At 69.0% G+C, this 12,556-nt stretch carries 12 protein-coding genes; all 12 read right to left on the reverse strand.

Features of this window, described 5'->3' with window-relative positions; all coding sequences use genetic code 11:
- Positions 1–7 precede the first annotated feature (7 nt).
- Positions 8–1,393, reverse strand: a complete 1,386-nt coding sequence (locus WMF27_RS46895) for an IS4 family transposase (protein ID WP_437943692.1) — start codon at positions 1,391–1,393, stop codon at positions 8–10.
- Between the two features lie 188 nt (positions 1,394–1,581).
- Positions 1,582–2,565: a hypothetical protein gene (locus WMF27_RS46900; protein ID WP_437762362.1), complete on the reverse strand. Its 984-nt coding sequence runs from the start codon at positions 2,563–2,565 to the stop codon at positions 1,582–1,584.
- A gap of 209 nt (positions 2,566–2,774) precedes the next feature.
- Positions 2,775–3,155 carry a DUF4150 domain-containing protein gene (locus tag WMF27_RS46905; RefSeq protein ID WP_012241942.1) on the reverse strand — a complete coding sequence of 127 codons (381 nt, stop codon included), beginning with the start codon at positions 3,153–3,155 and terminating at the stop codon, positions 2,775–2,777.
- Positions 3,156–3,187: 32 nt separating this feature from the next.
- Entirely contained in the window at positions 3,188–4,240 is a 1,053-nt protein-coding gene (locus WMF27_RS46910; RefSeq protein WP_437762361.1) for a hypothetical protein, read from the reverse strand.
- Complete coding sequence (locus WMF27_RS46915; protein WP_437762360.1) at positions 4,240–5,271, reverse strand: DUF2169 family type VI secretion system accessory protein; 1,032 nt, start codon at positions 5,269–5,271, stop codon at positions 4,240–4,242. The genes WMF27_RS46910 and WMF27_RS46915 overlap by 1 nt, the downstream gene beginning before the upstream one ends.
- Before the next feature lie 92 nt (positions 5,272–5,363).
- Positions 5,364–6,446 (reverse strand): type VI secretion system baseplate subunit TssG, encoded by a 1,083-nt coding sequence (tssG, locus tag WMF27_RS46920; protein ID WP_437762359.1) that lies wholly within the window; start codon positions 6,444–6,446, stop codon positions 5,364–5,366.
- On the reverse strand, positions 6,410–8,212 hold the full coding sequence (gene tssF / locus WMF27_RS46925) for a type VI secretion system baseplate subunit TssF (RefSeq protein ID WP_437762358.1): 1,803 nt from the start codon (positions 8,210–8,212) through the stop codon (positions 6,410–6,412). The genes tssG and tssF overlap by 37 nt, the downstream gene beginning before the upstream one ends.
- Positions 8,209–8,670, reverse strand: a complete 462-nt coding sequence (gene tssE / locus WMF27_RS46930) for a type VI secretion system baseplate subunit TssE (protein WP_437762357.1) — start codon at positions 8,668–8,670, stop codon at positions 8,209–8,211. The genes tssF and tssE overlap by 4 nt, the downstream gene beginning before the upstream one ends.
- A gap of 53 nt (positions 8,671–8,723) precedes the next feature.
- Positions 8,724–9,212, reverse strand: a complete 489-nt coding sequence (locus WMF27_RS46935) for an Hcp family type VI secretion system effector (RefSeq protein ID WP_437762356.1) — start codon at positions 9,210–9,212, stop codon at positions 8,724–8,726.
- A 121-nt stretch (positions 9,213–9,333) separates the two neighbouring features.
- A complete protein-coding gene (gene tssC / locus WMF27_RS46940) occupies positions 9,334–10,821 on the reverse strand; it encodes a type VI secretion system contractile sheath large subunit (RefSeq protein WP_437762355.1) in 1,488 nt (495 codons plus the stop codon).
- 32 nt (positions 10,822–10,853) lie between these two features.
- Positions 10,854–11,360 (reverse strand): type VI secretion system contractile sheath small subunit, encoded by a 507-nt coding sequence (gene tssB, locus WMF27_RS46945; protein ID WP_437762354.1) that lies wholly within the window; start codon positions 11,358–11,360, stop codon positions 10,854–10,856.
- A 134-nt stretch (positions 11,361–11,494) separates the two neighbouring features.
- On the reverse strand, positions 11,495–12,553 hold the full coding sequence (tssA, locus tag WMF27_RS46950; protein WP_437762353.1) for a type VI secretion system protein TssA: 1,059 nt from the start codon (positions 12,551–12,553) through the stop codon (positions 11,495–11,497).
- Positions 12,554–12,556 lie beyond the last annotated feature (3 nt).

Raw genomic sequence — 12,556 nt, forward strand, 5'->3', positions numbered from 1 at the left:
GGATTGATCATATTTTCCCCACCTCCCTCGCGGCGCTCCAGCCCTGGACGAGGGTGAGGAGCTGCTCGTAACCACGGCCCAGGGTCTGCCAGCCGGGCTCGCCGTTTCGCCGCAGGTGTCCGCCGAGCCCGGCGATTGCCAGGAAGGCATCGCGGGCCGTGGCGTTCTCGGGCAGGGGCTTGCGCGCGAAGACCCGCAGCACCTCGAGCTGGGTGGGCGTGAGCACGGCGGTCGCGGGCTGCTCCGGAGCGCGCCGAGCCTCGCTGCGCAGCAGCAATAGCTGCCAGGCGATGGGCGCGAAGAGCGCCAGCACGTTGCGCAAGCCGTGCAGGTCCTCGATCTGGCGCTTCTCGTAGGCGCATCCGGTCTTCAGGGCCTTGAAGAACTCCTCCACCATCCAGCGCGCCCGGTACCAGTCGACCAGCTGCGTCAGCTGCTCGACGGACTCGACCGGCTCGCTCGTGAGCAGCACCCACTCGACCGGCGCTTCGCCCGGCGGCGGCTCGAGCTCCCAGACGCGTACGACCTGGAGCGAGAGCGTCGCAGGCAGCTCGCGCGGCTGGGATCTCGGTCGCCGCAGGGTCACGCGCGTGCTTCCAAGAGCGAGCTTGGCCAAGCGTCCTGCGCGCGGAGGATGCAGCCGTTTCTGTTGAGGGCTGCGATTGCCCGCCGGCCGCGGCGAAAGCTCTACCTCGCGTACGGCCACCGCTTGAACATGCGCGAGCGCCTGCTCGAGCTTGGCCTCCTCTCCGAGGGCGTCAGCCTCGACGAGGCGATTGTGCGCGAGCCGAATCACGAACCGATGCCGTGCGCTCAACAGCTGCGCGAACAGGCCGTAGTCGTCTCCTTCGCGGTCCATGACGTGCACCACATCGTGCGGAGCAGCGCCCAGGGCCGCGACTCGCTCCACCTGCTCTCCCCAGCGGTCGTGCTCGTTGTCCGTCGTGCCGTCGTCGCGCACGTGCGTGCTCAGATCGAGCACGCCGAGCGGGCGGCGCGTTCCATCGCCGCTGACCGCCAGCGTGAAGTGGGCGAAGAACGTCTGCCCCGAGGAGCGCAGCCGTCCGAGCCCCTGCCGCTGGCCGTCGGAGCGGAAGGAGAGGGTCGTGGTGTCATGGATGGCGAGCACGACCGGCTCGGCCTCCATGCGCGCGAGGGTGGCGCGCACATGCGGAGCCAGAATCGCCGCGGGCGTGACGGCGTCGTTGCCGAAGAAACGGTACGCCGCCTCCAGCTCGCTGTCGGACAAGAGCGAGGGGAAGCTCTTGTCCGGCGCCTGCGCCAGCTTCTGCACCAGCTTGCTCTGGCGCTTCGAAAGCCGCGCATCGCCGAAGTGCGCGTCGCTCATCTCCTCGGCGAGTGCCGCTGCGTGCTCTGCTGCAGGTGAACCCATCCGCAGCTTTGATCACGTCGCCCAGTACACATCAAGCGAGATGTGTAGGATCCTGAGACCCCCGTTGCCCTGCTGCCACCGCCCGCCGTTACGCTGCAGCGCGCATTTGCTCCTGTCTGCGCCGCCCTGTCGCAGTCGTGCAAAATCGGCCAAATCAATCGGCTCCACTTTCACTGAAGAGCCGAAATTCAAAACCACTGATCTAATGCGCAAATGAATGTGCCGCAAGTGAAGTCGCCGATTGCGGACCGAGCTTGATTGGGTAGTTGCTTGTGTGTCTGATCGATTTCAAGATGCCAGCATTTGTCTTCGATGATTAGCCGGCTCACATAAGGTTCTCCTGGTATGGGTTTTGCGTGTCTCGCGTTCTTTACTTCCTGAGCCATGCCCATCAGCGCCACCTCGAGGTCCTTCCGCTTATTGCCATCAACGCTGTTATAAGGAATGTCCAGTACATTCTTCCTGAAGTAATCCGATTGGGATACGCAATGCAGGGATACCTGCTGACCCTGTCTGTACAGCTCCTCAATTTTGGATTTCATGGCCGCGGTCGTTGCCTCCTTACCGGCGGTTTTCTTGCTGTAGTAGACTTTCTCCACCTCCTTGCCAGGTGCAGCATAACCCCAGCCGCGCGCCGCACGCAGGGATTCGACCGAACTCGCTGCCCGATAGGCGAAGCAATTTTCGTACATAATTCTCGCCTGATCGTCGAACGTGCGTATGGTGCTGGAAATGTCGCATTTGTTGATGCCGGCATAAGTCATGGCAAGTTTAACGATGTTTTCCGTGTAGGTTGAGAGAACCCTCCTGGCGTGGACGCGGTAGGTGATGGTCTTGGGGCCTTTTTGATGAACTGCCGGACTGACCTCCTTGCGTTGGTGCTTCTTTACCAGCTCTGCAAGGGACGCCTTGTCGATCGCCAGCGCATTTGCCACTAGGGTTTTTTCCGAACGCCCATTCGGATCGATGCGGTTATCTGGTGTCTTCAGTTTTACATAAATGCGTTGCAATTTGTTGATGGCATCGCTGGTTTTCTTTCCTGCTTTCCCATCCACCGTCAGCGTTGGCATGTGAGCATCCTTGCTGGCGATCATGTTCAGAATTTCCTGAACAAATTTGACATCGTTGACGTCGTTCTTCCCGTTCTCTCCTACTGAGTCGCTGATGTACATAGAGATTTTCTTGTGATTGTTCGAACGATCTCGGTTTGGCTAATGCATTACGCCGGGATTGTTCTATCGCCTCTTAGGAGCGATGCTTCAAGATAAACGGTTGCCGCTTGTTGGCTCTATCGTGGCTCTGATTGCAGCAGATGATTGGATGATTGGTCGATATTATGTCTATCCTCGGTCGTTGTACCGATTCGAATCGCGCGTCCAGGTCATCCCATCATGTTCTTCTTGTTATGGAACAGCGGGTCCCCCAGCCGGCACACGTTCTTCCCCTCGAACTTCACGTCGAACGAGTACAGCATGAACTCGCACTCCCCCCGGTTGCACGAGCTCATCACGCCGCCGGCCGTCCCCGCCTCGTCGCCGCTCGATTTCGAGTACTTCGCCCCCTTCACCATCGGCATCTTCCCGTCGCACGTGACCTTCTTTGGCCCGTCCGACGTGTCCGACGCCTGCCCGATGTTCGGATAGGGGATCGGCACCGGCCCGCCGGGGGTCGGCGTCTTGCAGACGTCAGGGAACACCATGCTCATGCCGCCGCTCTGCTTGTGGACCACCCCGCGCATGTTGGCGAACACCTTCGTTCCCATCGCTCGCTCCTCCAGTCCCTTCCGCTACCGAATCATTCCCTGTCCAGGATCGCCGCGCCGCGCGCCGCCAGATCCGACGACGCCCACACCAGACAGCGTGACGGACGGCGGCCCTCTGCCAGCGACATCGCCGCCAGCCCCACGAGCATCGCCCCGAGCGCCGCCCCCGCGTCACCCACGCAGTCCGCCGGGTGCTCGATCACGAAGTCTTCGGCGATCCTCTTCTTGTGCCGCGCCACCGCCACCCCCCACTCCTTGGCAAAGAAGCTCTCGCCGTTGAAGCCGGCGTACACCGTCCGTACCGGCGCCTCAGGCGCCGCCGCGAACGCTGTCTTGAGCGCGGCATCCAGCCCCTCACCGCGGTACGGCGCCGCCGTCGTATAGCGGTGCCCTTCCTCCTCCGCCGTGCCCACCGAGACGAGCCGCGACAGCGGCGTGCGCCCCGAGCCCGGCCGCGTGAGCAGCAGGAACGCCGCGCCCTCCCCCGGGATGAAGCCGTCGAAGATCTCCGCCGCGCGCAGGCGCTCCTCGAGGTCCAGCGTCCCGAGCAGGTACAAGTCGAGGAGCGTATCCACGCCGCCCACCACGACGCGATCATACCGGCGCGCGGAGAGCCCCTCCAGCGCCGCGGCGAGCGCCAGGAAGACCCCCGCCCGCCCCGCCGGGAACACCCGGCTGCGCGCCAGATCGAGCTTCACCCCCGCCTGCGCAGCGAGGTGCTCCAGGAAAACCGGCCCGATCGGCGCGGGACGGCCTCCCGGGAACGCCTCGGGCCCCGCGAGCAGCACCGCCGCCGGTCCGGGCGGAGCGTCCTCGAGGCATGCGCGCAGCGCCGGGCCGGCCAGCCGCAGCATCCGGATCTGCCGAGCGGTCAGTCCGGCGATCCCCTCGAGCGCAGGCGCGAGCGGCGGCAGATCCGGAGTCGCCACGAGCGCCATGACCAGCGGATTGAAGCGGCGATCCAGGACCGAGCTCTGCTGGAACCGATCGATCCCCGCCCGGACCGCCGCGCTCGTCACCTCGGCGCTCAGCCCGACAGAGCTCACCATGCCGACCCGCAGGATGTCCGCGCCCGGCGCCGCCATCACGACCTCCGTCCGCTCAGCTCGATCCGCTTCGCGTCGATCTCCACCAGCTTCACCTTGAGCGCTCGCTTGTCGCAACCCACCTCGCCCAGCCACACGATCCCGAGCCGCCCCTCGCCAGGCTCGAGCATCACGGTCTGAAGCCGCATGGGCGGCCGCTCCACGCTGGGTTCGATCGTGACCTTCACGTCGAGATCGCACAGCGGCAGCCGCACATCCCAGGGATCTGGCGAGGCGTTCTGCACCTTGACCGACTCGCCGCCGCGCAGGTGGCCCGGACAGACGAGACCCGGCGAGGCCGCGTTGAAGAAGCGCGCGTCGAAGTCCTTCGGCAGGTACGGCGCCCGCGACTCCTGCCAGGCCTCGTCGTAGGTCCCCGCATACCGCTTGCGCGGCTCCCACGAGGGCGCGATGAAGCCGAAGCCCGCGGGCGGCGGGCGGTCGCGCGTGCCCGAGACGAGGTGCGCCGGGTCCTCCAGGTTGGGCAGCCGCCGCACCGCCTTCTCGGGCGGCGCGCTCCGAAGGCCGAAGCCGATACCCACTGGATTGCGCTGATCGATCTCCAGCGGACCCTTCTCGGGATCGTACTTCAGCACGCCGCCGAAGGCGCGCTCGTAGACGAGCGGTATGCGCTCGAACGGGACCGGCGGAGAGATGCGAAGATCCAGCGGGCCACGCCATTCCCGGTCGCCGAAGACGCGGAGCACCTTCGCGACCGGGCCGACGGCGAGGGACACATCGACCGAAGGCGCCGGGCGCCCGCGCGGCGCCCACGCCTCGCCGAGCAGCACCACGTCGGTCGCCGGCTTGCCGAGGTGGAGATCGGCGGCGTGCTTCAGGCTGGTCTGCCCGGGCTCGCCCCAGTACTCGTCCGCGAGCTTCAGCGGCTCCTGCGCCTCGGCGATGCGCAGCGCTCCGCCCCGGAGAGCGAAGGTCGCGCGGACCGCGACGTAGAGCGTGTCCACCCCGCGAGCGTCCGGGAAGAGCGCGATGTTCGCCTTGAACGCGGTGTTGTTCCTGAGCTGGAGCATGGGAGTTCGGCGTGAAGAGCGAGTGGGTCGGGTCGGTGTGGCGAGCGTCGGTGTGGCGAGCGGAGGGCCAGAGCGCGAGTCGACCGAGCTCCTCAACCAGACCGCGGCGCGGCGCCCAGGCCCGCATCCGGATCGCCAGCATCCCGGAGCGCCGCCCCCCGCAGCCTCTTCTCGATCGGCTCCCGCCTCCGCGCGCCCCCGCCGAGGCACGCCGTCGTCCCGAGGCGCGCTCCGTGCCGCCTCCCGAGGCGCGCCGCCGGCGCCTCCCCGGCGCGCAGGCGCAGGAGCACCGTGAAGCTCAGCGCATCACCCGCATAGAACCGCGTCAGCACGCACAGCGGCTCGAGCAGGTCCCCGCCGGGCAAGCAGCGCACGTAATCCCGGAGCGAGAGCGGCCCCACGACGAGCTCGAACCCCGCCTCCTGGTCCCACGCCCGCCGCCCCAGGAGCGCCCCTCGCCCGAGCCCCCGGTTGCGCCCCGAGGGCCCGATCGCGGTCCGATCGCTCTCCTCGATCGGGTGGTACGCCCCCGTCAGCGGCGCCGCCTCGACCGGCACCCGCAGGTGGTGCCGCAGCAGCGCCGTGAGCCCCCCGATCGGCCGCACCTCCCGCGCCACCAGCGCCGCCGGCTCCAGCAGCGCGCGGTCGCTCACCGGTAACCTCCCGCGAAGCGACGGCAACCCGAGGCCGATCAACGCATAAAGGTACCGCGCGGCGTCGTCCTGCTCCGGAGACGCCACGCCGAGCCCGATGCGGTGCCGCTTGCGGATGCGGTAGACCAGCGAGAGCAGGCGGTGGTTGAAGATGTCCAGGAAATCGCGCAGCGCGAGGTCGCGCCGCGCCGCGCGCTGGTACACGAGCTCCGCGAACGGCGGCGGCAGCGGCCCGAGCGCGCCCGCGAGGCTCATGAAGCTCGCCGTCAGCACCGGCGGCTCCCCCTCGCGCGCGGGGCGCTCGATCCCGGCCACGTCGGTCTCGGAAAACGCGAGGTCGATCGCGCCGCGCAGCCGCACGGCCTCGGCCGCGGGCTCGGAGCTCTCGCCCACGCTCCGGCAGCCCTCCGCCCGCGCCTCCAGCAGCGCCACCGCCTGGAAGAAGTCGAAGCGGCGGCCCTCGGCGAAGAGCCAGTCCTCCTCGCCTACAGAAGCGCCTTCGCGCCTGCCATCGGTTGCCATCGCTTCCAGACCTCCGCGCGCCCCGTGCTCCTCAGCACGAGCTCCGTGAACGAGTTGATGTGCGCATGCAGCGAGAGATATCGGCTCAGCACCTCCGCGAACAAGAGCGGGCTCGATCCGACGAACTGCTCCTCGTCGAGCGTCAGCGTCACCTCCGTCCCGCGGCAGAACCCGCGCCACGCGTCCGCGCCGATCCGCCGCGTCACGGTGCGCGCCGACACGCCGACGATGCCCTGGATCTGGCGCTCCGCCTCGGGGATCGACGCGAAGAGATAGACGCGCAGGATCTCCTTCAGCGCGTCCATGCCGCCCGGCCCCGAGAGCGAGAGGTGATTCTGCGACAGGTTCGAGACGAGCCGCCAGAGCGCCTGTCCGCCGAGCGGAGGATCGCGCTGCGGGGTCGGCTTGGTGAGGCAGGTGATTCGGCCCATGGCGGCCCCACGCTCGAGGGACAGCGACACGCCGGCGGACAGCTCCTCGGGGAGGTCGCGGTTGGTGCACAGCACCGAGGCGTACACGACCCGGGATGGGGGCCTCCGAGGCGAGAGGTCGAGATCGACGAACGACAGCGTCACGTCCGTGCCGGGCACGTCCTCGCGCGACGTCGCGACGCGGCGGGCCTGCCAGAACGCCCGCGGGCCCGCGCCCTCGGCGTGGTGCGTGAAGGAGAAGAACGGCGCGTACTCCACCTGCTCCGCCTCGCCCGGCGCAGTCGCCGTGACCTTGTGGATCGAGTGGATCTCGGTCGTGCGCTCGCGGCGCGCGTCCGCGACCAGGCGGTACTCCGGAAAGCGGTGATCGACCCGGATCGGCTCGGTCGTGCGGGAGAACAGGTTGACGATCGGCGCGCAGCCGAGCCGGAAGGTGTCGGCCCGCACCACGAGGCTCGCGGGCGGGCGCTGGTCGAGCAGGAACAGCAGGCTGCACGCCGTGCCCTCGGGGAGGTGCGTCAGCTCGACGTCGAAGAAGAGAAACTTCTCGGGAAAGGCGAAGTACTCCTGGACCAGCCGGTGCCCGGGGGACGCGTGCACGGGGTAGGGGAGCGCCTCCTCGTCGGGCCCGAAGCCGACCGGGTGGAGCCGCGCCTCGGCGAGATCCCGGCTGCCGCCCTCGCCGGCGCAGAGGACGCGCAGCGTGTGGCCGAAGAGCAGCTCGTACAGGCGATAGCCGCTCAGGCCACCGCCGCTCAGGAAGAAGCGCAGCCGCCGCACCCCGAGCGCGCGCAGCGGAGGGCCGCCGCTCCGCAGGCGGATGCGGAGCGCCGCCATCACGCCGCCGGAGCCCGGCGGCAAATCCAGCGCCTCGGGCGCGCCGAAGCCGGCGGCCTCGATCTCGATCGGCCAGAGCGTGACCGGGGCGCACGTCCGGAAACGGCAGGTCGGGCCCCCGTGCGCCTCCGCGAAGAGCGGCGTGCCCCGCTCGATCACGTGGCCCGAGGTGAGCTTGCTGTCCCTGGGGCTCACCTCGAAGGCCGCGATCGCCATCGACGGGATGGGCGAGAGCAGCGGCGGATAGAGGACGCCGAGCAGCGACGTGGTGAGCTCGGGGAGATCGCTGTCGAGGCGGCGCTGGAGGCGCGCCGTCAGGAACGCGAACGACTCGAGCAGGCGCTCGACGTGCGGATCCGCCGAGTGGCGCCCCTCCAGGCCGAGGCGCGCGGCGATCTTGGGGTACGCCGCGGCGAACTCGGCGCCGCGCTCCCGCAGGTAGGCGAGCTCGCGGGCGTAGAGATCGAGCAGCTCGGCGTCGTGGTCGGTCGTCGTCACCCGACCTCCGGCAGCGGCAGGGTGAAGCTGAGCGGCTCGCGCACCCGCTCGGTGACGAGCAGCGCGCGGACGGCGACGCGGTACCGCGCGTCGCCGTCCGCGGGAGGGAGCAGCTCGACCTCGACCCGCGCGAGGCGGGGCTCGTACGCCTCGATCGTCTGCTGGACGAGCCGCGCGACGCGGAACCGGTCTTCCTTGACGACGTCGCGGCCGCCGAGCTCCAGGTCGGGAAGGCCGTAGTCGATCACGGTGCGCTGGCGCGCGAGGGCCACGTCTCCGGGCACGGGGCAGCGCGTGCCGAGCAGCCGCTCGAGCTCGCGGAGAACCGAGGCGCGCAGCGCGTCGAGGTCGTGGCTGCGCTTCGGCCGCGCCTCGCTGCGCTGCGATGGGTTGTCGTCGACCAGGCGGTCGAAGAGCGGTACACGCCCCGCGTCCGCCGCGCCCCAGCTCTCGTCCATCTCGCGTCCTCGTCACGAGGCCGGGGCGGCGGCGCGCCCTCGGCCCCGCGAGATCACTTGCCCTTGTTCTCTTCGAGGCTGAAGCTCGCCGAGCTCTTGCCCTTGGCCCCGCCCGGCGCCTCCTGCTTCTGCTGCGCGTACTCCCAGGTGATCTTCTTGTAGCCGAAGGTGACGCTCTCGATCGGCTGATCCCCGCCGCCCGTCACCGAGACGGAGGTGATGATGCAGCTATCGAAGGTGTACGTCATGTACTTGTGCGGCGCCCCGGCGGCGTCGGCCTTCCAGATGTGCACCTTCATCGACTTGATGTCCTCGCCGCCGCAGCACTTCAGGTTGAGCGTCGGCGAGGCGATGTCGAGGTACTTGGAGACGGTGAAGTCGTTGTGAACGCACCGGCCGCTCGCGCGGCTCGTGTTCGAGGGCCCGGCCGTGAGCGGCATGGACACGCCGTGATTGAAGGACAGGAGCTCGATCATGTCCTTGCCCTGCGCCGACGTGCTCTCGCCCTTGATGCCATCGATTTCCCAATAGACGTTCTGCATGGTTCATCCCTCCTCTATCCACGATTGCGCAGCCCGCGCGCGGCCGGGCCTCATCGCGAGGCGCCTCCGCGAGCGCGGCCATCTTCTACGCACGCACGTACGCGGCGCGCGCCGCTCCTCGTCACGCCGCAGGCGGCGGCAGCTCCGCGACGAGCCGCATCGAGACCGTGAGCTCGTTCAGCTGGAAATGCGGCTTCAGGAACACCACCGCGCGGTACGCGCCGGGCTTGCCGGGGACCTCGGAGACGTCGACCCGCGCCTCGCGCAGCGGCAGCCGCGCCTTGGTCTCCTGGCCTGCGCCGTCGTTGAGGAGCACGTAGTCGGCGATCCAGTTGTTGAGGTAGTTGGAGACGCCTTCCTGCGAGCCGAAGCTCCCGATCTTGTCGCGCATGAGCACCTTGACGTAGTGCGCGAACCGGGACGCAGCGAGGATGTAAGGGAGCTGCGCGCTCAGCCGGGCGTTCGCGTTCGCCTGCGGCAGGTTGTACGCCTTCGGCTTGTTGGTGGTGCTGCCGCCGAAGAAGGCCGCCTGCGCGCTCCCCTTCTTGTAGCAGAGCCCGATGAAGCCGAGCTCCGACAGCTCGTTCTCGCGCCGGTCGGTGATGGCGACCTCGGTCGGGATCTTGGCGACGATATCGCCCTCGCTCGTCTTGAAGGTGTGCAGCGGGAGGTTCTCGACGAGGCCGCCGCCCTCGACGCCGCGGATCGCGGCGCACCAGCCGTAGAGCGCGAAGGCGTTCGTGATCCGCTGCGTGAGCGCGTACGCCGCGTTCCCCCAGAGGAAGTTCCCGTCGCCCTCGCCGACCTGCTCCTCGTAATTGAACCCCTCGACCGGGACGCCCTTCGGCCCGTACGGCAGGCGCATGAGGACGTGCGGTAGGACCAGCCCGACATAGCGCGAGTCCTCCGACTCGCGGAACTCGCGCCACTTGATGAGCTGCGTGCTCTCGAAGACCTTCGCGAGGTCGCCGGGCACGCCGATCTGGGTGAAGCTCGGCATGTCGAAGAGCTCGGGCGACGCCGCCGCGATGAACGGCGCGTGCGCCGCGGCCGCCACCTTGGAGAGCTCCGTGAGGAGGGAGACGTCGGGGTTCGTGCCATCGAACTCGTAGTCGCCGACGAGCATGCCATACGGCGCGCCCCCGAAGGTGCCGTACTCCTCCTCGTAGACCTTCTTGAAGACCGCGCTCCGGTCGAAGTCCGCCGCGGCCTCGAAGTCCTTGCGCAGCTCGTCCTTCTTCACGTTGAGCACGCGCAGCTTCAGCCGCGTCGAGGTCTCGGTGTTCATGACGAGGTAGTTCAGCCCCCGCCAGCGCGCCTCCACCCGCTGGAACTCCTTGTGGTGCAGGATGGCGTCGAGCTGCGCGCTGATGCGCGCGTCGATCTCGGCGATGCGCGCCTCGATGGCCGCCACCGTGTCGCTCCCGACCTTCACCTTCTCGTCGAGGACCTGGTTCACGAACTCATCGATGAGATCGCGCGCGTGCTTTCGTTGCGGCTCCGCCGCGCCGCGGACCATCCCCTGCGCGAGGATCTGGTCGATGAGGCTCATCTCCTCGGCCGGCGTTGCCGCCGCCGAGCCGACCGCTTGGGTGCTCTCTTCCGCCATGGCTCTCTCCCTTCCCGTCCTAAGATCGCGGCTCAGCCGCCCCGGCCCTTCTCGAGCTCCTGCTTGAGCGTCTCGAGCTTCTTCGTGTCCTCGACGACCTGCTTGAGCATCCCGCTCAGATCGTCGTTGCCCTCGAGCTTCGCGAGCAGATCGTTCAGCCGCTCGCGCGCGCGGAGCAGCGCGCGGAGCGGCTCGACCTGCTCCACGAGCTGCTCGGGCCGGAAGTCATCCATGCTCTTGAAGGAGAGGCTGACCTTCAGCTTGCCGCCCTCGTCCGTGAGCTTGTTGTCGACGAGGCACGTGGCCTCGGGCGCCACCGCGGCGAGGACCTCATTGAAGTTGTCGCGATCGATCTCCACGAACTTGCGGTCCTTGAGCTTGGGCCGCGGCGCCTCGGAGGTGCCCGACAGGTCCGTCATGATCCCGACGACGAACGGGATCTCCTTCTTCTCGATCGCGCCGCCGGTCTCGACGTCATAGGTGATCTGCACCCGAGGCGGGCGGTTCCTGCTCAGCCATTGTTGCTTGCTCTCTGCCATGGTCGTTCCTTTCTCCCGCGGCCTCGGTCGAGCGTGCATCTCGCGCGGACGCTCTCCCCGGGGCCAATCCACCCTCGCGCGGCCGGGCCGGGGGCCGATCGGTGGATCGGGCCGGCGCCGGCGGTCTCATGAGATCATCCGGCGTCGCCCTCCTCCCGGCCGCGCATGCCGAGCAGCCGGTAGATCGCGACGAGGTCGTCGGCGCTCGACACGAACTCGCCGAGCAGCTCCGCGAGCGACATGTTCCCCCAGGAGATCGCGCGCTTCACGAGGTACGGGACGGGGCTGTGCGGCTCCGTGCGAAGGAGGTAGTCGGCCGCCTCGTTGAGCCGGCGATACGCCTCCACCCGACTCTGGATCACCGGGCCCGGACCCCGCGCGGGCGCCGGGTCCTCCGCGCTCTGCGCTGGGGGCTCTCCCGCGGCGGGCGCCGGCGCGTCGTCAGCGTCAGCGGGCTCGCCGAGGGCGGACGCCGTCGCGGCGCCGAGCAGGCGCAGCGCGCCGCGGGTCCGGTGGAGGACCGGGGGGCGGTCCATCCTCGCCGCGAGGCTCCGCTCCAGCGCCTCGGCCGCGGACAGGGCGGCGCGCGCGTCGCGCTGGAGCGCTGTCCATCGCGAGCGATCGACGAGGGAGAGCCGCGCCGCGAGGGGCTCGGCCGAGCGCGCGCCCTCGGCCGGGCCGCCGCCGTCCATCCGGCCGCTCTCCCAGTCGGCGAGCGTGCAGGGGGGGCGGTCGTCGCTGCCTTCGAGGAGCGGGACCATCCGGAGCCGCCGCGCGAGCGCCTCGTCCAGCCAGCCGACGAGGTCGCCGCGCGCCTCGAGGCCGTCGTCGTCGAGCGCCGGGAACATCGCGTCCCAGTAGCGATCGCAGAGCTCCGCGATCAGCCGGAGCCCCGGCGCCGCCGCGCCGATCCCGCCGATCTGCGCCCACGCGTCCGTGAGCCAGGCGGCGATCTGCAGGTCCTTGGAGCGCCGCGCGAGCGCCTCGGCGCAGAGCTCGGCCACGAGCTTCCAGTCCGCCGCCTTGAGGCGCGTCGCCCACACGCCCTGCGGCAGCGTCGGATCGTCCTCGCGCCGGGCCTCGCGGACGCGATCGTAGGTGCCCTCGTAGCGCAGCGGCGCCCCGGCGGGCGCTGCCTGCGAGATGGGCGCGAGGAGGCGCTCGATGTCGATTGCGATGGTGCGTTCTGCCATGCG

Source organism: Sorangium sp. So ce281 (assembly GCF_051527395.1).
GTDB lineage: Bacteria > Myxococcota_A > Polyangia > Polyangiales > Polyangiaceae > Sorangium > Sorangium cellulosum_B.

Excerpts from the sequence above, each read along its gene's own strand:
- tssB (WP_437762354.1), bottom strand. The coding sequence starts at position 11,360 with ATGGCAGAGAGCAAGCAACAATGGCTGAGCAGGAACCGCCCGCCTCGG.
- WMF27_RS46910 (WP_437762361.1), bottom strand. The coding sequence starts at position 4,240 with ATGGCGGCGCCGGGCGCGGACATCCTGCGGGTCGGCATGGTGAGCTCT.
- WMF27_RS46935 (WP_437762356.1), bottom strand. The coding sequence starts at position 9,212 with ATGCAGAACGTCTATTGGGAAATCGATGGCATCAAGGGCGAGAGCACG.
- WMF27_RS46905 (WP_012241942.1), bottom strand. The coding sequence starts at position 3,155 with ATGGGAACGAAGGTGTTCGCCAACATGCGCGGGGTGGTCCACAAGCAG.
- tssG (WP_437762359.1), bottom strand. The coding sequence starts at position 6,446 with ATGGCAACCGATGGCAGGCGCGAAGGCGCTTCTGTAGGCGAGGAGGAC.
- WMF27_RS46915 (WP_437762360.1), bottom strand. The coding sequence starts at position 5,271 with ATGCTCCAGCTCAGGAACAACACCGCGTTCAAGGCGAACATCGCGCTC.
- tssE (WP_437762357.1), bottom strand. The coding sequence starts at position 8,670 with ATGGACGAGAGCTGGGGCGCGGCGGACGCGGGGCGTGTACCGCTCTTC.
- tssC (WP_437762355.1), bottom strand. The coding sequence starts at position 10,821 with ATGGCGGAAGAGAGCACCCAAGCGGTCGGCTCGGCGGCGGCAACGCCG.
- WMF27_RS46895 (WP_437943692.1), bottom strand. The coding sequence starts at position 1,393 with ATGGGTTCACCTGCAGCAGAGCACGCAGCGGCACTCGCCGAGGAGATG.
- tssA (WP_437762353.1), bottom strand. The coding sequence starts at position 12,553 with ATGGCAGAACGCACCATCGCAATCGACATCGAGCGCCTCCTCGCGCCC.
- WMF27_RS46900 (WP_437762362.1), bottom strand. The coding sequence starts at position 2,565 with ATGTACATCAGCGACTCAGTAGGAGAGAACGGGAAGAACGACGTCAAC.